25 protein-coding genes are annotated in these 25,301 nt (G+C 59.8%); 5 read left to right on the plus strand and 20 right to left on the minus strand.

What is annotated here, in order from left to right; genetic code table 11:
* Positions 1-36: 36 nt before the first annotated feature.
* From TU84_RS04955 to TU84_RS05015, 13 genes are all read right to left on the minus strand, one after another.
* Positions 37-990, minus strand: coding sequence for a S66 peptidase family protein (locus tag TU84_RS04955; protein WP_048367634.1), 954 nt, complete (start codon positions 988-990; stop codon positions 37-39).
* Between the two features lie 4 nt (positions 991-994).
* Positions 995-2,035, minus strand: coding sequence for a lipoyl synthase (lipA, locus tag TU84_RS04960; protein WP_048367635.1), 1,041 nt, complete (start codon positions 2,033-2,035; stop codon positions 995-997).
* A gap of 1 nt (position 2,036) precedes the next feature.
* On the minus strand, positions 2,037-2,690 hold the full coding sequence (gene lipB / locus TU84_RS04965; RefSeq protein WP_048367636.1) for a lipoyl(octanoyl) transferase LipB: 654 nt from the start codon (positions 2,688-2,690) through the stop codon (positions 2,037-2,039).
* The gene (locus TU84_RS04970) at positions 2,690-2,965 is read right to left on the minus strand and encodes a DUF493 domain-containing protein (RefSeq protein ID WP_048367639.1); all 276 of its coding nucleotides are present in this window, start codon (positions 2,963-2,965) and stop codon (positions 2,690-2,692) included. The genes lipB and TU84_RS04970 overlap by 1 nt, the downstream gene beginning before the upstream one ends.
* 72 nt (positions 2,966-3,037) lie before the next feature.
* Positions 3,038-4,195 carry a D-alanyl-D-alanine carboxypeptidase family protein gene (locus TU84_RS04975; protein WP_048367641.1) on the minus strand — a complete coding sequence of 386 codons (1,158 nt, stop codon included), beginning with the start codon at positions 4,193-4,195 and terminating at the stop codon, positions 3,038-3,040.
* Between the two features lie 85 nt (positions 4,196-4,280).
* Positions 4,281-5,270: a septal ring lytic transglycosylase RlpA family protein gene (locus TU84_RS04980; protein WP_048367643.1), complete on the minus strand. Its 990-nt coding sequence runs from the start codon at positions 5,268-5,270 to the stop codon at positions 4,281-4,283.
* Positions 5,270-6,280 (minus strand): lytic murein transglycosylase B, encoded by a 1,011-nt coding sequence (gene mltB, locus TU84_RS04985; protein ID WP_048367644.1) that lies wholly within the window; start codon positions 6,278-6,280, stop codon positions 5,270-5,272. The genes TU84_RS04980 and mltB overlap by 1 nt, the downstream gene beginning before the upstream one ends.
* Positions 6,281-6,297: 17 nt before the next feature.
* Complete coding sequence (gene rodA, locus TU84_RS04990; protein WP_162207677.1) at positions 6,298-7,401, minus strand: rod shape-determining protein RodA; 1,104 nt, start codon at positions 7,399-7,401, stop codon at positions 6,298-6,300.
* A 31-nt stretch (positions 7,402-7,432) separates the two neighbouring features.
* The gene (gene mrdA, locus TU84_RS04995; protein ID WP_048367647.1) at positions 7,433-9,328 is read right to left on the minus strand and encodes a penicillin-binding protein 2; all 1,896 of its coding nucleotides are present in this window, start codon (positions 9,326-9,328) and stop codon (positions 7,433-7,435) included.
* Positions 9,329-9,343: 15 nt separating this feature from the next.
* On the minus strand, positions 9,344-9,811 hold the full coding sequence (gene rlmH, locus TU84_RS05000) for a 23S rRNA (pseudouridine(1915)-N(3))-methyltransferase RlmH (RefSeq protein ID WP_003444191.1): 468 nt from the start codon (positions 9,809-9,811) through the stop codon (positions 9,344-9,346).
* A gap of 9 nt (positions 9,812-9,820) precedes the next feature.
* A complete protein-coding gene (gene rsfS / locus TU84_RS05005) occupies positions 9,821-10,315 on the minus strand; it encodes a ribosome silencing factor (protein WP_048367650.1) in 495 nt (164 codons plus the stop codon).
* A 72-nt stretch (positions 10,316-10,387) separates the two neighbouring features.
* The gene (gene nadD, locus TU84_RS05010) at positions 10,388-11,110 is read right to left on the minus strand and encodes a nicotinate-nucleotide adenylyltransferase (protein ID WP_048367651.1); all 723 of its coding nucleotides are present in this window, start codon (positions 11,108-11,110) and stop codon (positions 10,388-10,390) included.
* A complete protein-coding gene (locus TU84_RS05015; RefSeq protein WP_048367652.1) occupies positions 11,079-12,350 on the minus strand; it encodes a glutamate-5-semialdehyde dehydrogenase in 1,272 nt (423 codons plus the stop codon). Before TU84_RS05015 ends, nadD begins: the two co-directional genes overlap by 32 nt.
* A 160-nt stretch (positions 12,351-12,510) precedes the next feature.
* Between TU84_RS05015 and TU84_RS05020 the strand changes: the two genes are divergently transcribed.
* Positions 12,511-13,203 carry a DNA-3-methyladenine glycosylase gene (locus TU84_RS05020; RefSeq protein ID WP_088500368.1) on the plus strand — a complete coding sequence of 231 codons (693 nt, stop codon included), beginning with the start codon at positions 12,511-12,513 and terminating at the stop codon, positions 13,201-13,203.
* A gap of 107 nt (positions 13,204-13,310) precedes the next feature.
* Positions 13,311-14,627, plus strand: coding sequence for a bifunctional DedA family/phosphatase PAP2 family protein (locus TU84_RS05025; protein ID WP_048367656.1), 1,317 nt, complete (start codon positions 13,311-13,313; stop codon positions 14,625-14,627).
* A gap of 59 nt (positions 14,628-14,686) precedes the next feature.
* Here TU84_RS05025 and TU84_RS05030 read toward each other — a convergent pair whose 3' ends face one another.
* The 3 genes from TU84_RS05030 to TU84_RS05040 are packed head-to-tail and all read right to left on the minus strand — an operon-like array spanning position 14,687 to position 16,363.
* Positions 14,687-15,277, minus strand: a complete 591-nt coding sequence (locus tag TU84_RS05030) for an LON peptidase substrate-binding domain-containing protein (RefSeq protein WP_048367658.1) — start codon at positions 15,275-15,277, stop codon at positions 14,687-14,689.
* Between the two features lie 10 nt (positions 15,278-15,287).
* On the minus strand, positions 15,288-16,004 hold the full coding sequence (locus TU84_RS05035; RefSeq protein ID WP_048367659.1) for an LrgB family protein: 717 nt from the start codon (positions 16,002-16,004) through the stop codon (positions 15,288-15,290).
* Entirely contained in the window at positions 16,001-16,363 is a 363-nt protein-coding gene (locus TU84_RS05040) for a CidA/LrgA family protein (RefSeq protein WP_048367660.1), read from the minus strand. Before TU84_RS05040 ends, TU84_RS05035 begins: the two co-directional genes overlap by 4 nt.
* 186 nt (positions 16,364-16,549) lie before the next feature.
* On the opposite strand from TU84_RS05040, the gene TU84_RS05045 reads away from it, so the two are divergent.
* Together TU84_RS05045 and TU84_RS05050 are read left to right on the plus strand one after the other, a co-directional pair.
* Complete coding sequence (locus TU84_RS05045) at positions 16,550-18,232, plus strand: C13 family peptidase (RefSeq protein WP_048367661.1); 1,683 nt, start codon at positions 16,550-16,552, stop codon at positions 18,230-18,232.
* 61 nt (positions 18,233-18,293) lie between these two features.
* The gene (locus tag TU84_RS05050) at positions 18,294-18,935 is read left to right on the plus strand and encodes an oxidoreductase (RefSeq protein WP_048367662.1); all 642 of its coding nucleotides are present in this window, start codon (positions 18,294-18,296) and stop codon (positions 18,933-18,935) included.
* A 51-nt stretch (positions 18,936-18,986) separates the two neighbouring features.
* Here the strand turns inward: TU84_RS05050 and TU84_RS05055 are convergent, their stop codons facing one another.
* From TU84_RS05055 to TU84_RS05070, 4 genes are all read right to left on the minus strand, one after another.
* Entirely contained in the window at positions 18,987-19,274 is a 288-nt protein-coding gene (locus TU84_RS05055; protein ID WP_048367664.1) for a YceK/YidQ family lipoprotein, read from the minus strand.
* A complete protein-coding gene (gene ubiX / locus TU84_RS05060; protein ID WP_048367666.1) occupies positions 19,267-19,896 on the minus strand; it encodes a flavin prenyltransferase UbiX in 630 nt (209 codons plus the stop codon). The genes TU84_RS05055 and ubiX overlap by 8 nt, the downstream gene beginning before the upstream one ends.
* Positions 19,893-21,242 carry a UDP-N-acetylmuramate:L-alanyl-gamma-D-glutamyl-meso-diaminopimelate ligase gene (gene mpl, locus TU84_RS05065; RefSeq protein ID WP_048367668.1) on the minus strand — a complete coding sequence of 450 codons (1,350 nt, stop codon included), beginning with the start codon at positions 21,240-21,242 and terminating at the stop codon, positions 19,893-19,895. Before mpl ends, ubiX begins: the two co-directional genes overlap by 4 nt.
* 192 nt (positions 21,243-21,434) lie before the next feature.
* Complete coding sequence (locus TU84_RS05070) at positions 21,435-23,324, minus strand: sigma-54-dependent Fis family transcriptional regulator (protein WP_048367669.1); 1,890 nt, start codon at positions 23,322-23,324, stop codon at positions 21,435-21,437.
* A gap of 341 nt (positions 23,325-23,665) precedes the next feature.
* On the opposite strand from TU84_RS05070, the gene exaC reads away from it, so the two are divergent.
* Positions 23,666-25,186 (plus strand): acetaldehyde dehydrogenase ExaC, encoded by a 1,521-nt coding sequence (gene exaC / locus TU84_RS05075; RefSeq protein WP_048367671.1) that lies wholly within the window; start codon positions 23,666-23,668, stop codon positions 25,184-25,186.
* The last annotated feature ends 115 nt before the right edge of the window (positions 25,187-25,301 follow it).

Genomic DNA, 25,301 nt, shown 5'->3' on the forward strand with positions numbered 1-25,301 from the left:
ATCTTTTGATCTTTTAAAAAGTCGCGAGGGACAAAGTCAGGTTTGAGCCGTTACCACGGCCTGTTCGAGCACCAGTTGCTGCTTGTCGGCATCCAGACGCACGTGCGCGCCCATCGGCAAGGTGATGTTCGGGTCGCAATGGCCGCTGCGCCAGCCGGCCAGCACGGGGATATTCAGCGGCCCCAGTTCTTGCTTGAGCAACAGCTCCAACCGCGAAACATCGACCCCGGCAAAATCCCCCACCAACACTCCGCGCACCCGCCCAAGCTTGCTCGCGTGGCGCAGATGGGTGAGCAGACGGTCGACCCGATATAACGGTTCGTTGACGTCTTCGATAAACAAGATGACGCCCTGATCGTCCAGCTCAAACGCCGTGCCGATGGTGGCGCAGATCATCGACAAGTTGCCGCCCAGCAAGCGACCACTGGCACTGCCCGGCGCAAGGGTGGTTAACGGGTACGCCGCAGGGTGCTCCAGCAACGCCGGTTGTTGCCCGCTGAGCATGCGCAGCAAAGAAGATTCTGTTGGCGGCTGTTTGTTGCCGAGCAGGTCCGCATTCAGCATGGCCCCGTGAAAGGTCACAAAGCCCGCGTAACGAGTGATCGCCAAATGCAGCGCGGTGATGTCGCTGTAGCCCACAAACGGCTTGGGATGGCGTCTGAGCAGCTCAAAATCGATGTGTTCGAGAAAGCGCGTGCAGCCATAGCCACCGCGCATGCACAGGATGGCATCCACAGTGTCGTCGGCAAAAGCATCATGCAGGTCACGCAAGCGCACAGCATCGGAACCGGCCAGGTAGCCGTCTTTCTCCCAGACGCCCGGAAACACCTTGAGCTGATAGCCACGGGTTTCCATCCATCGGGTTGCACTGTACAGATCGAATTCGGAGGGGCCAGCCGGGGCGATCACACCGATCACCCCGCCAGCAGGCAGCGCGGGCACTGCGCTGTGAGTAGTAAACGACACAGGCGCAGCGAACCGGCTATTCATGGTTTCAGGAGCCTACCAACATGTCTTTAACCAGTTTGGCTTGCTCGTCTGCGTGGTACGAAGAACGCACCAGCGGACCCGAGGCGACGTTTTTGAAGCCCATTTTGTAACCTTCTTCGGCGAACCAGGCGAAGGTGTCCGGGTGCACAAAACGCTGCACTGGCAAGTGGCTGCGCGACGGTTGCAGGTACTGGCCCAGAGTCAGCATGTCGATGTCGTGTTCGCGCATGCGCTGCATCACTTCAATGACTTCGTCATCGGTTTCACCCAGGCCCAGCATCAAGCCGGACTTGGTGGGAATGTGCGGCATCATTTGCTTAAAGCGTTGCAGCAGGGTCAGCGACCACTGGTAGTCAGAACCCGGGCGCGCAGCCTTGTACAGGCGAGGCACGGTTTCGAGGTTGTGGTTGAACACATCCGGCGGCTCGGCTGCGGTGATTTCCAGCGCGATGTCCATGCGGCCACGGTAGTCCGGAACCAGGGTTTCGAGCACGACGTTCGGCGACAGGCGACGGATTTCACGGATGCAGTCAGCAAAGTGCTGAGCACCGCCGTCACGCAGGTCATCACGGTCTACCGAAGTGATCACCACGTACTTCAGGCGCAAGTCGGCAATGGCAACGGCCAGGTTATCCGGCTCGTTGGTGTCCAGTGGTTTTGGACGGCCATGGCCTACGTCGCAGAACGGGCAACGACGGGTGCAGATGTCACCCATGATCATGAACGTTGCAGTACCGCCCGAGAAACACTCGCCCAGGTTCGGGCAGGAGGCTTCTTCGCACACACTGTGCAGCTTGTGTTTACGCAGCAACGCCTTGATGCGGTCGACTTCAGGCGACACCGGAATGCGCACGCGAATCCAGTCTGGCTTCTTCGGCAGCTCGGTGGTCGGAATGATTTTTACCGGGATGCGCGCAACCTTTTCGGCACCGCGCAATTTAACGCCAGTCTCAACCTTGGAACGGGCCTCTTGCGCACGGGCCACACGTTCGGAGATATCCAGCGTCGGGATCAGGGTTTGAACAGCGTCTTGCGCAGTAGTCATATCAGTCGATTCCGCCCGTTAGGGTCGTCTGCTCAGCATAGTCGAGGTGTTTGACGAGCTGCGTACGCAGCTGGACACCTACCTCGGCAAAATCAATCGGCCCTGCATGGTCACGCAACTGGGTCATTGCCAGTCCCGCATAACCACAGGGGTTAATCCGTCGAAACGGTTCCAGGTCCATGTCCACATTCAGGGCCAGACCGTGGAAAGAGCAACCGTTGCGAATGCGCAGGCCCAGGGATGCGATTTTCGCACCGTCGACATACACGCCGGGCGCATCGGGCTTGGCCGCCGCAGTCACGCCATAGGTGGCCAGCAACTCGATCAGGCAAAGCTCCATGCGGCTGACCAGCTCACGCACGCCAAAACCGAGACGGCGCACATCCAGCAACAGGTAAGCGACCAACTGGCCGGGCCCGTGATAGGTCACTTGCCCGCCGCGGTCCGATTTAACCACCGGGATATCCCCCGGCAACAACAGATGTTCGGCCTTGCCCGCCTGACCTTGGGTGAACACCGGCGGATGCTGCACCAGCCAGACCTCGTCTTGCGTGTCCGGCGTGTGCTTGCGTTGGTCGGTGAAACGTTGCATCGCCAGCCAGGTGCGCTCGTAATCGAGCACACCCAAATCGCGAATACCCAAGATCTGCGGCATCACAGCACCATGTGCACGAAGCCGGTGGCTCGCAGCTCGCTGTTGATGTTGTACAGCTGGTCTTGATCGGTCGCAACGATGTGCAACTGAATCGTGGTGTATTTGCCGTTGGTGCTTTGACGCTCGTCGATGCGCTCGTCATTGATCTTTGCGTGTTTCAGAACGATGGCAATGATCTTGTCTTTGTTGCCCACACCCGTGTCACTGATCACCTTAACCGGATAGTCAGTTTGAGGAAATTCGATCTTTGGCGCCTTTACTTCGGTATCGGTCATGGCGTATTGGCCTCGGGAACTACAGAGCGGCCCCCTGCACACTCAGCAAGGGGCCACGCAGGGTGGGTTAAATCAGTTGAACAGCCCAAAGAAGAATAGACGGATGCTATCCCACACACGGCGGAAAATGCCACCTTCCTCAACCGGCTCAAGCGCGATCAAGTCAGCGCTGTGGATAACTTTGTCGTCCAGTTTGACTTCAACCTTGCCGATTACATCACCTTTAGCGATAGGGGCCATCAGCTGCGGGTTCATGGTCATGCTCGCCGCCAGCTTTTTCAATTGGCCTTTCGGCAGGGTCAGGCTCAGGTCATCGGCCAGGCCAGCTTTAACCTGGTGAGTGGTACCTTTCCAGACGGGCGCTTGAGCCAGCTCCGTGCCCTTCTGGTAGAAGGTCTGGGTTTCGAAGAAACGGAAGCCGTAGGTCAGCAGTTTCTGGGTTTCAGCAGCACGTGCTGCTTCGCTGTTGGTGCCGAATACCACGGCGATCAGGCGCATGCCGTCACGTACAGCCGAAGACACCATGCAGTAGCCCGCTTCGTCGGTGTGACCGGTTTTCAGACCATCAACGGTCTTGTCACGCCACAGCAACAAGTTACGGTTAGGCTGCTTGATACCGTTCCAGAAGAACTCTTTCTGCGAGTAGATCGCGTAGTGAGTCGGGTCTTCGTGAATGATGGCGCGAGCCAGCAACGACATGTCGTGAGCCGACGAGTAGTGCTCCGGGTTCGGCAGGCCGGTCGGGTTCATGAAGTGGCTGTTGGACATGCCCAGGTCGCCAGCGGTTTTGTTCATCATGTCAGCGAAGGCGTCTTCGCTGCCGGCGATGTGCTCGGACAGCGCAACGCTGGCGTCGTTACCCGACTGAATGATGATGCCGTGCAACAGGTCGCTGACCGATACCTGGCTGCCGACCTTGATGAACATACGCGAACCGCCGGTGCGCCAGGCGTTTTCGCTGACGGTTACCGGGTCGTTCTCGCCGATCTGGCCACGACGGATTTCCAGGGTCGCGATGTAAGCGGTCATCAGCTTGGTCAAGCTGGCCGGAGGCAGACGCTGATCACCGTTGTTCTCCACCAACACGTTACCGCTGTTGGCATCCATCAGAACGTAGGATTTGGCGGCCAGCTGTGGCGGCGACGGCATCATCTCGGCTGCCCAGGCGGCAGGAGTGACGATCAGCGGTACAAGCAGGCACAGGCGTTTGGCAAAGGTGGTGATGTTCATCCGTCTCTCGAGTTTGCTAATGGAACCTTACCCTCGCGGGCAAAACTTTTTGACAGCCGTTTGACGGGCTGCCACGTGTTCAGTGTTACTGATCGGTCACAACGCTCGGCTGGCCCAAATTGGCCAGACGCACGCTGTTTTGCGTTTGTTGCACTTCACCGGCCGAGGCAATCGGCCCCATGCGTACACGATGAAGGGTTTGCTGATTGCGCACAATCGAGCTGATAAACACAGGGGCGCTGACCATGCCACTGAGTTTGGAACGAAGCAACTCGGCCGCATCAGGATTGGCGAATGCGCCTACTTGCAAATAGGTGCCCTGGCCCTTGTGCACCGCTACAGGCGGTATGACATCAGACGCGTGCTGTTGCGGTGGCGGCGTCCATTGTTCGACCTTGCCTGTTGAAACCGTCGGCGCGGCAGCAGCTTGCGCCACTTGCGGTTCGTTGAGCATCAAAGGTGCCGGACGGCCTCGCGCAGCCCACCAGGCTTGCGGGTCAATGCCTTCTACCTTGACGCGGGCCGTACCGGTTTCGGCATAGCCGAGCTTTTTGGCGGCTGCGTAAGACAAGTCAATGATGCGGTCCGAATAGAACGGCCCACGGTCGTTAACCCGCAATACAACAGCCTTGCCGTTGTCCAGGTTGGTCACTTTAACGTAACTGGGCAGTGGCAGTGTTTTGTGCGCCGCGCTCATGCCGTACAGGTCATACACTTCGCCGTTGGCGGTGTTCTGCCCGTGGAACTTGGTGCCGTACCAGGACGCCGTGCCTGTGGCCACGTAGTTCTTGGACTCCTGGATCGGGAAATACGACTTGCCCAGCACGGTATACGGGTTGGCCTTGTACGGCCCGGTGTGCAAGGTTGGCGTTGCATCCGGAATACGCGAAACGTCGACATCCCACCACGGCGCGCCGTCTTTGTGCGCGCGGTTGATGTCCAGGCCAGGCTTGGCGCTGATGGTCCCCGCGGTTTGCGGCGTGCTGGTGCGGCTGCTCGAGCAGCTCACCATCAGCAGTGCGATAGCCGTGCAGGCCGCGATTTTCAGAGGTGTGCGAATGGCTAAAAACGGCATTACTTGTTGCCCCGTGCTTGAACCAGCAGGTCGGACAGTTGATGCACTGCCATGGCATACATCACGCTACGGTTGTACCGCGTGATTGCATAAAAATTCTTCAGGCCCATCCAGTATTCAGGGCCATTTTCGCCTTCGAGACGGAACGCCGTGACCGGCATGTCGTCGCGCAGCGCATCATGACTCGACCAGCCCAACGCTCGCAACTCCCCAACGGTTTTGACCGGTTCAATCCCTTGGGTCAAGCCTTCATCAACGCGGTCACCCTGCACGTCGGCACGCGCCACTACCGGCTCGCCCGCCACCCAGCCATGACGCTTGAAGTAGCTGGCAACACTGCCGATGGCATCGTCCGGGTTGCTCCAGATATTGATGTGGCCATCATTGTCGAAGTCCACGGCATAGGCGCGAAAGCTGCTCGGCATAAACTGCGGCAAGCCCATGGCGCCTGCGTAAGAGCCTTTAAGGCCCAGCGGGTCGACTTGTTCTTCACGGGCCAGCAACAGGAACTCACGCAGCTCCTTGCGGAAAAACTCGGCGCGCGGCGGGTAATCAAAGCCCAGGGTCGAAAGCGCATCAATCACCCGGTAATTGCCGGTATTGCGCCCGTAAAAGGTTTCGACGCCGATGATCGACACGATCACCTGGGCCGGCACACCGTATTCCTTCTCGGCACGAGCCAGCACGGCTTCGTGTTCACGCCAGAAGTCGACACCGCGGGCTACGCGGGCGTCGGTCAGGAACATCGGGCGATATTCTTTCCACTGCTTGACGCGCTCGGCCGGGCGCGAAATAGCATCCAGAATGCTCTGTTTGCGCTCAGCCTCACGAAAAACATCCATCAGCTGTTCACCGGCAAACCCGTAGTCGCGGGTCATCTCACCGACAAATTCAGCCACTTGGGGCGAGCCATCGTAGTCGCCGGCCACCGCGCCTTGCGCTGCCCCGAACAGGCCCAAAAAGCCCATCCACGACGCGTATCGAGCGGCCCAGCCACGCATTGCTTGCATTGAATTCTTCACCTTAATCAAACTTGTGCAATCCATTTGCGATGCGTATGGATTGACATCAAAACCCCAAACGCTGACAGCAGCGTCACGAGCGAAGTTCCGCCGTAACTAATAAACGGCAATGGCACGCCCACCACCGGCAACAGCCCACTGACCATACCGATGTTGACGAAAACATAAACAAAAAAGGTCATGGTCAAGCTGCCAGCCAGCAATTTGCCGAACAGGGTTTGCGCCTGGGCGGTAATCACCAGACCGCGACCAATCAACAACAGATAGATCAACAACAGCGCACAAATGCCCACCAGGCCGAACTCTTCGCCCATCACCGCAATAATGAAATCGGTGTGGCTCTCGGGCAAAAAGTCCAGGTGCGACTGGGTGCCCAGCAGCCAGCCCTTACCGAAGACGCCGCCCGAACCGATGGCTGCCTTGGACTGGATAATGTTCCAGCCGGTGCCCAGAGGATCGCTCTCAGGGTCGAGGAAGGTCAGGATTCGCTGCTTCTGGTAGTCGTGCATGATGAAAAACCACATGCCAATCGCCACCGGGATCGCAGCCGCCAGCACGCTGATGATCCAGCGCCAGCGCAAACCACCCATAAACAGCACGAACGCGCCCCCGGCCAGCACCAGCAAGGCGGTGCCGAGGTCGGGCTGACGCACGATCAGGCCGAAGGGTATGCCGATCAGCAACAAACTGACCGCCACGTGCTTGAGCTGCGGCGGCAAGGTGCGCTTGGACAGATACCAGGCGATGGTCGCGGGCATCAGGATTTTCATGAACTCAGAGGGCTGGAAACGAATCACCCCCGGAATGTTGATCCAGCGCGTGGCGCCCATGGCGTTGTGGCCCATGACGTCCACCACTACCAGCAACATCACGCCGAGCAAATAGCAGACCGGCACCCAGCGCGCCATAAAGCGCGGTTCAAGCTGGGCGATGACAAACATCGACACCAGACCGATACCGAACGAGGTGGCCTGCTTGCTCAGCAGATCCCAGCTTTTACCACTGGCCGAATACAGCACAAACAAACTGCCTGCGGCGAGTGTCAGCAACAAAATCAGCAAAGGGCCGTCGATGTGCAGACGCTGCAACAGCGTGGCACGGCGACGCATCACATCCTCACTGGAGAGGATGCGGTCAAAATTACTCATCATTGGCCGTAGCCTCCGCCTTTGAAACACTGGCGTATTCAGGTTTGAGTTTGCCGTCTTCACCGAGCAACCAGGCATCCATGACCGAACGCACCACCGGCGACGCCACACGGCTGCCGGCCTCGCCGTTTTCAATCATGACCGAGACCGCAATCTGCGGGTTATTCGCCGGGGCAAAGCCCACGAACAACGCGTGGTCACGGTGACGCTCCTGAACCTTGGACCGGTCGTACTTTTCACCTTGTTTGATCGCCACTACCTGGGCCGTACCGCTCTTGCCCGCAATCAGGTACTGCGCGCCGACACCGGCGACTCGCGCCGTACCGCGAGCGCCGTGCACCACCTGCTGCATGGCGTGGTTGACCTTGCCCCAGTTGGACGGGTCGCGCAGCACGATGTCGGGCATGGGGTTTGGGTCTACCGGCGGCACGCCCTCGATGGTCTTGGCCAGGTGCGGACGGTTCCATTTGCCTTTGCTGGCAATCAGCGCCGTGGCCTGGGCCAACTGCAAAGGGGTGGACTGCATATAGCCCTGGCCGATCCCCAAAATCAGGGTTTCACCCGGGAACCAGGCCTGGCGACGGGTTGCACGCTTCCACTCGCGGGACGGCATCAACCCGGCCGACTCTTCGAACATGTCGAGGGAGACTTTTTGACCAATGCCGAACTGATTCATGTAGGTCGACAAACGGTCGATGCCCAGCTTGTGGGCCAGGTCATAGAAGTAGGTGTCGTTGGAGCGCATGATCGCGCTGTCCAGATCGACAAAGCCATCACCGCTGCGGTTCCAGTTACGGTACTTGTGATCGTAATTGGGCAGTTGGTAATAACCGGGGTCAAACACCCGCGTACTGGCCGTCACCACACCGCTGTCCAGCCCGGCAATCGCCACGGCGGGTTTGATGGTCGAACCCGGCGGGTACAAGCCACGCAAAATGCGGTTGAACAGCGGACGGTCAATGGAATCACGCAGCTCGGCGTAAGCCTTGAAACCAATACCGGTCACAAACAGGTTGGGGTCGAAGCTCGGCTGGCTGACCATGGCCAGCACTTCGCCAGTCAACGGGTTCAGAGCAACCACCGCCCCGCGCCGACCGGCTAAGGCTTCTTCAGCCGCCTCTTGCAACTTGATGTCCAGGCTCAGAACGATGTCTTTGCCCGGGATCGGATCAGTGCGCTTGAGCACCCGCAGCACACGGCCGCGAGCGTTGGTCTCGACCTCTTCGTAGCCGACCTGGCCATGCAGCTCGGCTTCGTAGAAGCGCTCTATACCGGTTTTGCCGATGTGATGGGTGCCGCTGTAGTTAACCTTATCGAGGGTTTTAATCTCTTTCTCGTTGATCCGCCCCACATAACCGACCGAGTGCGCAAAATGCGCCCCTTGCGGGTAGTGGCGGACCAATTGCGCAACCACCTCAACCCCAGGCAAGCGGAACTGGTTAACCGCGATCCGGGCAATTTGTTCTTCATTGAGCTCAAACAGAATCGGCACCGGCTCAAACGGCCGCCGCCCCTGCTTTGTGCGCTTTTCGAACAACGTGCGGTCTTCAGGGGTGAGCTGCAACACCTCAACGATGGTGTCGAGCACCTGATGCCAGTCACCCGCTCGCTCGCGGGTCATGGTCAGGCTGAAGCTGGGACGGTTGTCGGCGATCACCACGCCATTGCGGTCATAAATCAGGCCGCGGGTCGGGGGGATCGGCTGCACATGCACCCGGTTGTTTTCTGACAGCGTGGAGTGATAGTCGTACTGCACCACTTGCAGGTAGTACAAACGCACAATCAGCACGCAAATCAGGGCCAACACCAGCATTGCGCCGACCACGACACGGCTGCGCACCAGACGTGCGTCTTTTTCGTGGTCCTTAAGGCGAATTGGCTGGGTCATTGCGGGGGCGCTGAGCTATTTGTGATAAGGGTGCCCGGACAATACCGTCCAGGCGCGATACAACTGCTCACCGATCAGAATCCTTACCAACGGGTGCGGCAACGTCAACGGCGACAGCGACCAGCGCTGATCGGCGCGGGCGCAGACTTCTGGCGCCAACCCTTCCGGGCCGCCGACCATAAAGTTCACCGTACGCGAGTCGAGACGCCAGCGGTCAAGTTCAACCGCCAGTTGCTCAGTACTCCAGGGCTTGCCATGCACTTCGAGGGTGACGATCCGCTCCCCCGGGCCGACTTTGGCCAGCATGGCCTCGCCTTCCTGACGGATGAACCGGGCCACGTCGGCATTCTTGCCACGGGTATTGAGCGGTATTTCTACCAGTTCGAGCGCCAGTTCGGATGGCAGACGCTTGGCATACTCGTGCCAACCTTCTTCCACCCACTTGGGCATACGCGAACCGACAGCGATCAAACGCAAGCGCACAGCGAACCCTTATTCCTGGTCTTTGTTGAGCTTGGCGAAATGCTCATGGGTGTTTTCCGGGCTGTGGTGCGCAGCGCTTTCAGCACGGCTTTGTGCAGCACCGGCCCACAGACGCTCCAGGTCGTAGAACTGACGGGCGCTGGCGGTCATCATGTGCACGATCACGTCGTCCATATCCAGCAGTACCCAGTCGCTGTCGCCCTTGCCTTCTTCGCCCAGCGGCTTGACGCCCTGTGCTTTAACGGCTTCACGGACCTTGTCGAGCATCGCGCCGATCTGACGGTTCGAAGTACCGGTGGCGATGATCATGAAGTCAGTGATGCTGTGCTTGTCACGCACGTCGATAACCTGGATGTCTTGTGCCTTGACGTCTTCCAGGGCCGCTACAGCCACTTTAACCAGTGCTTCGCCAGCCAGTACTTCACCTGTGTGGGCGGCAACTGGCAACGGGGCGCTTTTGAAGGTGCCTTTGCGCTTTACTTTGCTTACATCTTTATCAGTCATATAAAACTCGTTTTTGCTCGTATGTTCGGCTGTTTCAATACACGTCAAATCGCGCCTTGAAACACGCCTTTTTTAGTTCGACGCACGGTAAAGCCCGTGCGCATCGATGTAGGCCAGGACCGCGTCGGGCACCAGATAACGTACCGACTTACCGCTGGCCAGCAGTTGACGGATCTGGGTGGCGGAAACCGCGAGCGGTGTCTGCCAGACGAATGCAATCTGTCCGCTCGGCCCCTTCAGGGCCAGCGGGTCGCTTACCGAGCGCGCTGCCAGCAGGTTGCGCAAGGCATCCGGCGGTTCGCTGTCGGCATCCGGGCGCTGTAGCACCAGAATGTGGCAATGCTGGAGCAACTCTTCCCAGCGGTGCCACATGGGCAGGCCGCAAAACGCGTCCCAGCCCAGCAATAAAAACAACTGGTCATCCGCGGCCAGCTCGGCCCGCATCAGCTCCAGGGTATCAATGGTGTAGGACGGTTTGTCCCGTTGCAGCTCCCGTGGGTCCACTACCAGCGTAGCGACTCCTGCGACGGCGCACTCAACCATCGCCAAACGGTCGAGCGCCGACACCTGCGGGGTGTCACGGTGCGGTGGCCGGGCATTGGGGGTCAGGCGCAGCTCATCGAGCGCCATCATTTCCGCTACCTCTAGCGCACCGCGCAAATGCCCGATGTGCACCGGATCAAACGTGCCCCCCAGCACACCAATGCGCCGGGGTAACACGTCGCTGACCTGCACGTTCCCTGAAGGGCTAAGTTCGCCCAAGTCAGCTCGGCTCCTGGCCGCGCAACTGGCCATCACCGACCACAATGTACTTCTCGCAGGTCAGACCTTCGAGACCCACCGGGCCGCGGGCGTGCAGCTTATCAGTAGAAATGCCAATTTCAGCACCCAATCCGTATTCAAATCCATCTGCGAAGCAGGTTGGGGCGTTGAGCATCACCGAACTGGAGTCCACTTCGGCGATAAAACGCCGGCATTCGCCCTGATGTTCGCTCACGATCGAGTCGGTGTGGTGGGAGCCATAGTGATTGATGTGCTCAATCGCCTGGTCCAGGCCATCAACGATACGGATCGACAAAATCGCCGCCAGGTACTCGGTGTGCCAATCTTCTTCGCTCGCCGGGGCCACGTCGATCAGCGCCTGGGTGCGTTCGCAGCCGCGCAGTTCGACGCCCTTGGCGCGAAATTGTTCAGCCATGGCCGGCAAAAATTGCGCCGCCACGGCCTGGTCGACCAGCAGGGTTTCCATCGCGCCGCAGATGCCATAACGGTAGGTTTTGGCATTGAAGGCAATCCGCTGAGCCTTTGGCAGGTCGGCATGGGCACTGACGTAGACGTGGCAGATACCGTCCAGGTGCTTGATGACCGGCACACGGGCGTCACGGCTGACACGCTCGATCAAGCCTTTGCCGCCACGCGGTACGATCACGTCGACGTACTCGGGCATGGTGATCAACGCGCCCACGGCCGCACGGTCGGTGACTTCAACCACTTGCACCACGGCCGGCGGCAGCCCGGCCTCGGCCAGACCTCGCTGGATGCAGATCGCAATGGCGCGGTTGGAGTGAATCGCCTCGGAGCCGCCGCGCAAGATGGTCGCGTTACCGGACTTCAAGCACAAGCTGGCCGCATCGATGGTCACGTTCGGACGCGACTCGTAGATGATCCCGACTACACCCAGAGGAACGCGCATCTTGCCAACCTGGATACCCGATGGACGGTAGCTCATATCCCGGATGGCACCGATGGGGTCCGGCAGACTGGCCACTTGGCGCAAGCCGACAATCATGCTGTCGATGCGTGCCGGGGTCAGCGCCAGGCGCTCCAGCATCGCGGGCTCGAGGCCGTTGGCCCGGCCGGCGGCCAGGTCCAGTTCGTTGGCGGCAGTCAGCTCCTCGCGGGCAGCGTCCAGTGCGGACGCAGCGCCTTGCAAGGCACGGTTTTTCTGCGCAGTGCTGGCCCTGCCGATCACTCGGGAGGCTTCGCGGGCAGCGCGACCCAGGCGGGTCATGTAGTCAAGAACGGACTCAGTCATGGTCTCAATGGTCTTGGCAGAGGGGAAAGCGGCCGATTATAGCGGTCCCGCCGTCTCACGCACAGCGGTGACAGGCGGATGGTCGAAATGGACCGCAAATTGTCTCTGTTCAGCCCCGATTAAGCACGAGTTGCTATGATCTGTAACTTTTCTGCCATCTATGACCCCGCTGACGATGCCAACGATGCTCCCTGACGCCTTTTTCGACCGCGACGCCCAGCTTGTCGCGCGCGAACTGCTGGGCAAAGTCATCCGCCATCGGGTCAACGGCCTGTGGCTGAGCGCCCGGATTATCGAAACCGAAGCGTATTACTGCGCCGAAAAAGGCAGCCATGCCTCACTCGGCTACACAGAAAAACGTAAGGCTTTGTTTCTGGATGGCGGGCACATCTACATGTACTACGCCCGCGGCGGCGACTCGCTGAACTTCAGCGCCCAGGGCCCCGGCAACGCCGTGCTGATCAAATCGGCCTACCCGTGGGTCGACGCGCTGTCTGGCCCGGACAGCCTGGCGCAGATGCAACTCAATAATCCTGACGCACAGGGCCAGCCGCGCCCGGCGCAAAAGCTGTGCGCCGGGCAAACCCTGCTGTGCAAAGCATTGGGCCTGAAAGTGCGCGAATGGGATGCCAAACGTTTCGACCGCGAACGATTGTGGGTTGATGACGTCAGAGAGCGACCGTCACGCATCCTGCAAACCACCCGCCTGGGCATCCCGCACGGTCGTGACGAACATTTGCTGTACCGGTTTGTCGACGCCGACTACGCGGCGTACTGCACCCGCAACCCGCTGCGCCGTGGCCAGGTTGAGGGGCAGGATTACCTCGTTTTAGAAAACACCGCCCTCTTGTAGGAGCGAGCTTGCCTCGCGATCTTTTTTTAAAGATCAAAAGATCGCGAGGCAAGCTCGCTTCTACAGATAACAAAATCTCTACATGCACGGAATAAGGAAGTTTGAACATGGGCCCATGGCTCGATAGCGTTACCAGTTGGCTCACCACCAACCCGCAATGGCTGGGCCTGGCCGTTTTTATCGTGGCGTGCGTGGAATGCCTGGCCATTGCCGGGATCATCGTGCCGGGCACGGTGCTGTTGTTTGCAATCGCAGTGCTGGCCGGTAGCGGCGCCCTGTCGCTGGGCCAGACTCTGCTGCTGGGCTTCCTCGGCGGCTTGCTGGGCGACATGTTGTCTTACGCGCTGGGCAGACGCTTCCATCAAAATATCCGGCGCTTGCCTTTGCTGCGCACCCACCCGGAATGGATGACCGGCGCCGAAAACTACTTTCAGCGCTACGGCATCGTCAGCCTGATCGTTGGCCGTTTCATTGGTCCGCTGCGACCCATGCTGCCGATGGTAGCCGGGATGTGCGACATGCCGCTGCCGCGCTTCATTCTGGTCAGTTTGCTGGCCGGCGCTGGCTGGTCGGTCGCTTACCTGCTGCCAGGCTGGGCGACCGGGGCGGCGATCCGCTTGCCGCTGCCTGAAAACTTCTGGCCACAAGCTGCCATCGTTGCCGTCAGCATCGCCGCCCTGCTGGGCCTGAGCATCCACGCCAACGTCCGCCGCCAACCCAAAGCGACGCTACTGATCGGCACCCTGAGCCTGGCGCTGCTGGTGGCGGTGTTCTTCGGCTACACGCACATGGCCGCGTTCGATCAGGGCATCAGCGCCCTGGTGCAAGAACATCGCAGCAGCACCATGGACATGCTGGCCGTGCTGGTGACGCAGATCGGTAACTTCCGCACGCAACTGCTGGCCGCCGCTCTGGTGTGTGCGCTGCTGTTCTTCAACAAACAATGGCGCGCCTTGATCTTCTTTGGCGGGGTCACGCTGTTTACCGCCATTGCCAACACCGCCACCAAGCACTTCTTCGCGCGCATGCGCCCTGACGTGCTGCTCGACCCGCTGACCAGCTACAGCATGCCCAGCGGCCACAGCTCTGGCTCGTTTGCGTTCTTCTTGGCCCTGGCGATTCTGGCGGGCCGTGAAAAACCGCAACGCATGCGCATTACTTGCGTGCTGATCGGCTGCATGCTGGCCATGACCGTGGCCATGTCACGGATTTACCTGGGCGCCCATTGGCCAACTGACATCATGGCGGGCGCGTTCCTGGCCATCACTGTCAACGCCTTCGCCCTGGCCTTGACCCAGCGCTACATGACGCTTACGCCGGTGCCGGTTAAAGTCTGGTGGATGATCTTGCCGTCGTGCGCAGCGCTGTATGGCTTTTTCATGCTCAGCCATTTGTCCAAGGAACTGCTGCGCTACGCCTATTAAGCGAGGCCTTAAAAAATCGCAGCCTTCGTGCCTCGGCAGCTCCTACAAGAGAGGTGGGCTCAATTAAGCATCTCGCCCTGCATCTCTTCGAGCAGGGCCTGGATTCCGTCGAGGCGCTGCTGCGGGTCGTCCACTTGCAGCAGATCGACCTTGTCTTCTTCGGCAAAGGGCAGCAGGTAGGCCAACTGGTTGGCCAATGATTGTTGCCCGCTGACCTCGGTGTTCATGTTCAACGCGGCAACCATCGGGTGTTCAGCCAGGGCTTTGAGCAACGCCAGCAGGTCCTGGTCCTCTTCCTGCAACGGTTGTTCCGGGATCTCGTCCAGCCATTGCACGTCGGCCACCAGCAGGTTGTCACGCTGCAACTCGGTGTTCAGCACCTCAAAACGCCGACCACCCTCGACGCGGATCCCCAGCAGACCGTTATCCTGCTTCTGGAAATCACTCACCCGCGCTTCACAACCAATCCCGGCGATATCGGGCTCGATGTCGCCGGTTTCGCTGCCCTCCAGAATGCACACCACGCCAAAACCGCTGCCTTGCTTCATGCAGCGGGCAATCATGTCCAGGTAACGGGCTTCAAACACCTGTAGATCCAGCACGCAGCCCGGGAAAAGGACGGTGCTCAAGGGGAACAATGGCAGCTTCATACAACCCTCCTTACACCACGAGGGTCACGGCCAGCGGCAGAAAGACCGCCGTGCCTACGCCCATTAGACTCATTGCCAACGCCGCAAAAGCACCCGCCTCTTCGCCTTCGTGCAACGCCACTGAAGTGCCCACCGCATGGGCCGTCATGCCCAGCGCCATGCCACGGGCTTCAGGGCTGTGCACCTTGAGCAGGTTCAACAGGGGCGGGCCGAAAATAGCCCCGATCACCCCGGTAATCAACACAAACACCGCCGCCAGCGCCGCCACACCGCCAATCTGTTCGGCTACCAGCATGGCAATCGGCGAGGTCACGGATTTAGGCGCCAGGGTCATCAGCACCATGTGCTCGGCGCCAAACCACCACGCCAACAGCACCACCAACCCGGTTGCAAACACACCGCCTATGACCAGCGTAGTAAAAATAGGCCAGAACAGCTGGCGGATTCGCCGCAGGTTCAGGAACAGCGGCACCGCCAGCGCGACCGTGGCCGGGCCCAGCAAGATGGTGAGGATGTCGGTGCTTTTACGGTATTCGTCATAGGTCAGCCCGCAACTGACCAGCACCCCGATCACCAGCAGCATGCTGGCCAGCACCGGTTGCAGAAAGATCCAGCGGGTTTTCTCGTACCCGGCGAGGACCAGTTGATAAGCCCCCAGGGTTATGCCGATGCCAAACAACGGGTGATGGATCACCGACTGCAAGGCACTCTGCCATTCAACACTCATGGTCGCTCCTCACGGTTGGCGTGAGGCTTGAGCAAGCGCTGCATCAGCACGCCGACGAACGCCATGGAGATCAACAACGACAACACCAGCGCCCCGGCAATGGCCCAAAAATCAGCGGCAATATCGGCGGCATAGACCATCACGCCCACCGCAGGCGGCACCAACAGTAAGGGCAAGTAACGCAAAAGACCTTTGGCCGCTTCGTTCAGGGGCTCGCTGACCTGGCCGCACACCAGCAAATACACCAGTAGCAGCAACAGACCGATAATCGGGCCGGGCAGTACCGGAATGAACAAGTGGTTGAGGGCGGTGCCCAGCAATTGAAACAGCACCAGCCACGTCAGGCCGCGTAACAACATGTCATCTCTCCAGCGTTCTTTTTTCGCGCAGCATTATAAGCACGTCCCGACACAGCTCACCGAAGCGGATCACTTTCTGCTACCAGCTGTACTGAAAAACACAATATCTGCGCATGTTTCATCTGCCCCTATAGACAGCTTTTTTTGCTTCGGCATACTCGGCAGCCTAACTATCCGGATCCCGCTATGCGCCCACTTGCCCCCCTTGCTTTGACCCTGCTATTGACGGCCTGCGGCGATGGCGAATCGCTATTGCCGCCTGACGCACGCCTGCCTGATGGCGGCCGTTACCGGGGCGAAGTGGTCAATGGGTTGCTGCAAGGCCAGGGCCGTATCGACTACCCAAACGGCAGTTGGTACGCAGGCCAGTTTAAAAATGGCCAATGGCACGGCCAGGGCGAGTGGCATGGCAGCAACGGCGAGGTCTATATCGGCCATTTCGAGCAAGGTTTGTTCAATGGTCAAGGCAGCCTGACCACCCACAACAGCAGCTATGTGGGGGGATTCAAGAACGGCCGTCGCGAAGGCGAAGGCACGCTCAAAGAAGGCAGCATGAGCTATCGCGGCGAGTTCCATGATGACGAGTTCTCCGGGCTCGGCCATCTGGAGCTGGACGACGGCAGCCAGTACGAAGGCCAGTTTGCCAACGGCAAGCCCAACGGCGAAGGCAAGCGCAGCGACTCAACCGGCAATGAATTCAGCGGGCACTTCGTCAACGGCCAGCTCGAAGGCAACGGTACGTTCAACAGCGCTGATGGCGACCAGTACGCCGGCGGGTTCAAAAATAACCAGTTAAATGGTAAAGGCCGCTATGAAAACGCCGACGGCGACGTCTGGATTGGTGACTTCAAAGACGGCGCGCTGACCGGCAAAGGCGAGCTGATCGGTGTCGATGGCAGCCACTATCGCGGCCAGTTCAGCGAGTGGCGCTTCAATGGCCCCGGCCATTTGAGCATGACCGATGGCAGCACCTACATCGGCGACTTTGCCGCCGACACCTATCAGGGCAACGGCACGCTGACCGCCAGTGACGGCACGGTCGAAAGCGGTTTCTGGATCAATGGCCAGCGGGTTCGCGATGCCCAGGGCGGCCTGCTGCCAGATACCCTGGAACTGGGCCTGCTCAACCAGGGCCAATTGCTGAACCAGGCACTGCAAGCGGTCCCGGCCTCAACCCCGGCCATTGAGCTGTACAGCCTGGTGGTCGCGGGCGACGGCAAACAAAGCGTTTTCATGCGCGAAGCCGACTACGTGACGGACATGCTCGCCAGCCGTTTCGGCAGCCGCGGCCACATCACCCTGGTCAACCATCGCGACCATCTGATGGACCGCCCCATGGCCACCCGTGAAAACCTGCACCGTGCCGCCAAAACCCTGGCCGAGCGCACCGGGCCCGAAGACCTGGTGTTTATCTACCTGACCAGCCACGGCACCCAGGACCATGAACTGGTACTCGACCAGCCGCGTCTGGAGCTGGCAGACCTGCCCGCCGATGAACTCGCCGCAGCGCTGGAGCCGCTGAAAAACCGCGACAAGGTCATTGTGATTTCATCGTGCTATTCGGGCGGCTTTATCCCCGCGCTCAAAGATGAAAGAACCCTGATCATGACCGCCTCGCGCACCGACCGCGTGTCATTTGGCTGCTCCGAAGAAGCCGACTTCACTTACTTCGGCAACGCCTTGTTTGCCCAGGCGCTGAACCAGACCGATGACCTGCAAAAAGCCTTCAAGCTGGCTAAAGAGGCCATTGCTGAACGCGAACAAACTGACGGCTACGAGGCGTCCGAGCCGCAAATGTGGGCGCCAAAAGGCGTGCTGAATCACTGGCAACGCCTGCGTCAGCAACAAGCCAAACGGGCTTTGCAATAAATCAGTTGAACAGCAAGCCCTCAAAGAAGGACTAAGCTGAATGTATCAAGGGAGAACTCGCATGTACTTGACGCCTCAGCACATTCTGCTCGCAGGAGCCACCGGCCTGACCGGCGAGCTTCTGCTCGACCGACTGCTCAACGAACCTACCATCAAGCGCGTACTGGCCCCCTCGCGCAAACCATTGGCGGCTCACCCGCATCTGGAAAACCCCGTGGGTGACCCGGCCGTATTCTTGCCGCAACTGAGCGGCCCGGTAGAGGTAGCCTTCTGCTGCCTGGGCACCACCATCAAACAGGCAGGCTCAGAAGAAGCATTCCGCGCCGTGGATCACGACATGGTCGTGGCCTTTGCCAAACGCGCCCTGGAAATGGGGGCAAAACACCTGATCGTCATCAGCGCGATCGGCGCCGATCCAAAATCCTCAGTGTTCTACAACCGGGTCAAAGGTGAGATGGAGCAATCGTTGCGCGCTCAAAATTGGCCGCAATTGACCATCGCCCGCCCATCATTACTGATTGGCGAGCGCCAGGAAGAACGCCCCGTAGAAAAAATTGCCGGCACCCTGTCCAAGCTGATTCCAGGCAAGTACCACGGCATCGAAGCCTGCGAACTGGCCCGGGCCTTGTGGCGTTTAGCGCTGGAAGAGCAAAAAGGTGTGCGGGTGGTCGAGTCGGATGAGCTGCGCAAGCTGGGTAAATAACCGGCGGCAGTTACTAATGCGGCGCCTGAGCCGGGCAATAAAAGCCCGGTATCAAAGGCCGCCGCTGGCTTGAAACCCGACACCCAGCACAGTCAGCACTGACAACGGCAGCAACACCGTGTCCAGCAATGCACTAGCCGGCAAATCCAGCCCCGGATAGCGCGGCGCCTGAGCGCCAAAACGATCCTGCGCACAACACCCGCCTTGCAGTGCGTACCAGTCCAGCCGCGTACCGGAATAGACAATCGGCGCCCCCGGCTTGGCAGCGTCCAGCGTACGAACGCTGGCGCAGCCGCCGATCTGGATCAGCACCCATAGGGCCAGCAGAGCCTTAGTCATTACTGCCCAGATGGTGCTCGCCCCAACGCGGGAGCATGTCTTGCGGGATGTTCAGCAGATTCAGAATGCGCGCGACCATGAAGTCCACCAGGTCATCAATGGTCTGCGGCTGGTGATAGAAGCCAGGGGATGCGGGCAATATCACGGCCCCCATGTTCGACAGCTTGAGCATATTTTCCAGGTGGATACTGGAATACGGCGCCTCACGCGGCACCAGAATCAATTGGCGACGCTCTTTAAGTGTCACGTCCGCGGCCCGCTCAATCAGGTTGTTGCAAGCGCCTGTGGCAATTGCTGACAACGTACCCGTCGAACACGGCACCACCACCATCGCAGCCGGTGCTCCAGACCCCGACGCCACGGGCGACATCCAGTCTTCCTTGCCGTAAACGCGAATCTGCCCTGCGGCAGCGCCCGTGTATTCGGTCAGAAAGGTCTGCATGGCTTGTGGCTTGGGTGGCAAGTTAACGTCGGTTTCAGTCGCCATCACCAATTGCGCGGCCTTGGAGATCAAAAAATGCACCTCGCGATCTTCGCGTACCAGGCAGTCGAGCAGCCGCAACGCGTAGGGCATGCCCGACGCGCCGGTCACGGCCAGGGTAATGCGCTCCGGGCCGCTCATTGCAGCGCTTCCGCCAGCTTGCCATGCAGGCCGCCGAAGCCGCCGTTGCTCATGATCACCACGTGGGTGCCCGGCTTGGCCTGGGCTTTCACATCGGCAATGATCGCTTCCAGCGAATCACACACCCGCGTCGGCACCGAGCTTGAAGCCACGGTTGCGGCCAGGTCCCAACCGAGGTTAGGCGGCGCATACCAGACCACGTGATCGGCCTGGGTCACGCTGCCGGGCAAGCCGTCACGGTGGGCACCGAGCTTCATGGAGTTGGAGCGCGGCTCAATCACGGCGATCAACGGCGCATCGCCGATGCGTTTACGCAGGCCGTCCAGCGTAGTGGCAATCGCCGTCGGGTGGTGCGCAAAGTCGTCATAAATAGTGATGCCCTGCACCTCAGCGACTTTTTCCATACGGCGCTTCACGCTTTTAAAGGCGCTCAAACCGTCGATCGCCAAACTCGGTACCACGCCCACATGGCGCGCGGCGGCCAGGGTTGCCAGGGCGTTGGCGACGTTGTGCTGGCCGGTCATGTCCCATTCAACGATGCCTTGGGCAACGCCTTCAAACAGCACCTCAAAGCGCGAGCCGTCTTCGCTCAGCAATTTGGCTTGCCATTGACCGCCTTCGCCGGTGGTTTGCACCGGCGTCCAGCAGCCCATCTCGATCACTCGCTGCAAGGCAGGCTCGGTGGTCGGATGAATCACCAGGCCTTCACCGGGGATGGTGCGCACCAAGTGGTGGAATTGACGCTCAATCGCTGGCAAGTCCGGGAAGATGTCAGCGTGATCGAACTCAAGGTTATTGAGGATCGCGGTGCGCGGGCGGTAGTGAACAAATTTTGAGCGCTTGTCGAAGAATGCGCTGTCGTATTCATCGGCCTCCACCACGAAAAACGGCGTATCGCCCAGACGGGCCGACACGGCAAAGTTCTGCGGCACCCCGCCGATCAAGAAGCCCGGCGCCATGCCCGCGTGCTCAAGCACCCAGGCCAACATGCTGCTGGTGGTGGTTTTGCCGTGCGTACCGGCAACGGCCAGTACCCAGCGCCCTTGCAGCACGTGATCGGCCAGCCATTGTGGGCCAGACACATACGGCAGGCCTTTATTGAGTACGTACTCAACCGCCGGGTTGCCCCGTGACAGCGCGTTGCCGATAACCACCAGATCCGGCGCCGGATCGAGCTGTTGCGGGTCGTAGCCTTGAGTCAATTCAATGCCTTGAGCTTGCAGCTGGGTGCTCATCGGCGGATAGACGTTAGCGTCGGAACCGGTAACGTGATGGCCCAGTTCTTTGGCTAATACCGCCAGCGAACCCATGAAAGTGCCGCAAATACCAAGAATATGAATGTGCATAGTCGACCTCGTAAATCATCGGCGAAGGGTAGCGTAGGGGGCTGTTTTTCGCACCTGATGATTCTCGTTGAGGGCTAAACACGACGCGCAACCTTGTAGCCGCTGTCGAGGCACGAAGGCTGCGATGGGTTGCACAGCAGCCCCAAACGGCGGTCCTGCGGCCCGCATCGCAGCCTCGTGCCTCGACAGCGACTACAGGTTTCTCTCTATCCCATGCCGGCGCAGCTTTCTATAGAGCGTATTGCGGCTGACACCCAACTGCGCGGCGGTTTGGGTCATGTGCCAGCGCTGTTGTTCCAGCGCGGCCAGTAAGGCGAGTTTTTCGGCGTCTTCCAGCGGGTTGTCAGAGCAAGGTGGCAGCGGTTTAAGCGGCACCTGACGAATCGCCACGGGCAAGTCGCCAAACTCGATAACCTCGCCTTCACACAATGCCGCCAAGGTGCGCAGCACATTGCGCAGTTGGCGCACGTTGCCCGGCCATTGAAAGTGCAGCAACGCCTGACGCGCCGTCGGGCTAATCGTCAGCCGCTGCCCGCCCGCTTCCTGGGCCAGCAAAAAGTCCAGTAACTGCGATTTGTCGGTGCGCTCGCGCAACGCCGGCAAGGCTACTTCCAGGCCATTGAGACGGTAGTACAAGTCTTCGCGAAAGCTGCCGTCGGCCACACGCTCCAATAAGTTGCGGTGGGTCGCGCTGACAATGCGCACATCCACCGTCTGCGGCTCGCCGCCAATCGGTACCACCACGCGGTCCTCCAGCACCCTTAACAGACGGGTTTGCAGCACCAGCGGCATGTCGCCTATTTCGTCCAGAAACAATGTTCCGCCATCGGCCTGCTGCAACTTGCCCTGCATGCCTTCTTTGCGTGCCCCGGTAAAGCTGCCACCGCGATAACCAAACAGCTCGCTTTCGATCAAGCTCTCGGGGATCGACGCGCAGTTCAGCGCCACAAACGGCTTGCTGGCCCGCAGGCTGGCCTGGTGCACGGCCTTGGCAAAGGCCTCTTTGCCTGTGCCGGTTTCGCCGTTGATCAACAACGGCACGTCACGCTCAAACACCCGCAGTGCCCGGCGAAAATCACTTTGCAGGGCTTCATCACCCAGGCAAATCCCGCCCGGCGACACCCTCACCGGCGCAGGCGCCACCAACACCGGTATTGCGCGAGGCTGGCCACGCAGGGCGGCAAACAAGAGGCGACCATCGCGGCTGCGCAGCGGCCAACTGGTCGTGGCCTGCACACTGGCGCGGGCAAACAGCTCATCAGCGCTGCAATCGAAAATGCTGTCCACCGCTTGCCCGAGCAAACCGCTGCGGGTCTGCCCCAACAAATTCAGGCCACTTTGATTGACGCCACAGATCACACCATCGCCGTCAAACGCCAGCATGCCTTCACTGAACAGGCCCACCGATTCGGCCTGTAAATGAAAGCGCAGCAACCACTGGTGTTCGTATTGGCGCAGGAAGTAACTGCTTTCGATGGTCTTGGCCGAGAGGTTCACCAGCGCCATGGTGTGGAACTGGCTCTGGCGCGAGGCTTCATGACGCGCCGAAGACACGTCCAGCACCGCCAGCAGTTCACCATGAGGGTCAAATACCGGGCTGGCCGAACACGTCAGGCCGGTATGACGACCACGAAAATGCTCGTCCTGATAAATGCTCAGGGCCTGGCGCTCTACCAGGCAGGTGCCGATGCCGTTGGTGCCTTCACGGGCTTCACTCCAGTCGGCCCCCAGCCACAAACCTGCATGCTCGAAGACTTTGCGCTCCGTGGGCGCGGTGATGCAGTTGAGGATGACCCCGCGGGCATCGGTCAACAGCACCGCATGGCCAGCGCCCGATAACTGCTGATGCAGGCTGTTCATTTCGTGCCCGGCGATTTGCAGCACCTGCTGCAGACGCTCGCGGCCCTCAAGGATGCGGCTGTGTTCCAGCACCGTCGGGGCGATGTTTTGCGCGGGATCGAGGTGGTAGTCCTCCAGGCAACGCTGCCAGGAGCGAATGATAGAAGGGTCACACCCTTGGGGGCGGCCCTGAATGACATTGATGACTTGTCGGGCGTGCCGATTTAAATCGGTACTGTGCATTTTTATTGTTCTCCGCTCTGTCACGACGACCCCACCGCGCAAAAAAACCAGCCTTGTGCGACGCATGGGACTCAGTCCAAACCGAACAGCCAGCATCCTCTTGCGCTCGATGCATTGCAATCTCGAACTGACCCGTCGGTCACTTGTTGTGCCATTTTTGACACAACCTGTCACTCACGCTGTACCAGCCTTGTCACACTCGCCCTGCTTCAGCCCACCCCTGAAAACCTGCAAGCCCCGGCTTACAAGGGCTTGCGCTATTTGGCCCAGCCTTTGCTCCGGTATGGGGCAGCGCCACAGCGCGTCCTCCCATAAGCACAATAAAGCCAAGGAGACACTCCATGCGTTACGCACAACCCGGTACTGAAGGCTCGGTCATCACATTCAAGGGCCGCTACGGTAACTACATCGGCGGCGAATTCGTGGCACCGGTCAAAGGCCAGTACTTCACCAACACCTCGCCGGTTAACGGCAAGCCCATCGCTGAATTCCCCCGTTCCACTGCCGAAGACATCGAAAAAGCCCTGGATGCCGCCCACGCCGCAGCCGATGCCTGGGGCGCGACTTCCGTGCAGGCGCGCTCGCTGGTGCTGCTGAAAATCGCTGACCGCATTGAGCAAAACCTCGAACTGCTGGCCGTGACTGAAACTTGGGACAACGGCAAAGCCGTGCGTGAAACCCTGAACGCCGACGTGCCGCTGGCGGCCGACCACTTCCGCTACTACGCCGGGTGCATTCGTGCACAAGAAGGCAGCGCGGCAGAGATTGATGGCAACACCGTGGCTTATCACATCCACGAGCCGCTGGGCGTGGTCGGGCAGATCATTCCGTGGAACTTCCCGTTGCTGATGGCCGCCTGGAAACTCGCCCCGGCATTGGCCGCCGGTAACTGCATCGTGCTCAAACCGGCCGAGCAAACCCCGCTGAGCATCACCGTGCTGATGGAGCTGATCGGCGACCTACTGCCACCGGGCGTGCTTAACGTGGTGCAAGGTTTCGGCAAGGAAGCAGGCGAAGCGCTGGCCACCAGCAAACGTATCGCCAAAATCGCCTTCACCGGCTCGACACCGGTGGGCTCGCACATCATGAAATGCGCGGCAGAAAACATCATTCCGTCGACCGTCGAACTGGGCGGCAAATCGCCGAACATCTTCTTCGCCGACATCATGCAGGCCGAGCCGACCTTTATTGAGAAAGCCGCAGAAGGCCTGGTGCTGGCGTTCTTCAACCAGGGCGAAGTGTGCACCTGCCCGTCACGTGCACTGATTCAAGAGTCGATCTACGACGACTTCATGAAAGTAGTGATGAAGAAAGTCGAGTCGATCAAACGTGGCGACCCGCTGGACACCGACACCATGGTCGGCGCCCAGGCGTCCGAGCAGCAATTCGACAAGATCCTGTCCTACCTTGAAATCGCCAAAAACGAAGGTGCAGAACTGCTGACCGGCGGCCAGGTGGCCAAGCTCGAAGGCGATCTGTCGACCGGTTATTACATCCAGCCGACCCTGCTCAAGGGCACCAACAAAATGCGCGTGTTCCAGGAAGAAATCTTTGGCCCGGTGGTCAGCATCACCACCTTCAAGGATGAAGCCGAAGCATTGGCGATTGCCAACGACACCGAGTTTGGCCTGGGCGCCGGCTTGTGGACCCGCGACATCAACCGCGCCTACCGCGTGGGCCGTGCGATCAAAGCGGGCCGCGTGTGGACCAACTGCTATCACCTGTACCCGGCGCACGCCGCGTTCGGTGGCTACAAAAAGTCCGGTGTTGGCCGTGAAACCCACAAAATGATGCTCGACCATTATCAGCAGACCAAAAACCTGCTGGTGAGCTACGACATCAACCCGCTGGGCTTCTTCTAACCGCCCTACCACTTTGTGGGAGCGGGCTTGCCTCGCGATCTTTTAAAAGATCGCGAGGCAAGCTCGCTCCTACAAACGGGCCTGTGGCCCGGCTCTTGCTTTGTTCCCTGTCAAA

Source organism: Pseudomonas helleri (assembly GCF_001043025.1).
Taxonomy (GTDB): domain Bacteria; phylum Pseudomonadota; class Gammaproteobacteria; order Pseudomonadales; family Pseudomonadaceae; genus Aquipseudomonas; species Aquipseudomonas helleri.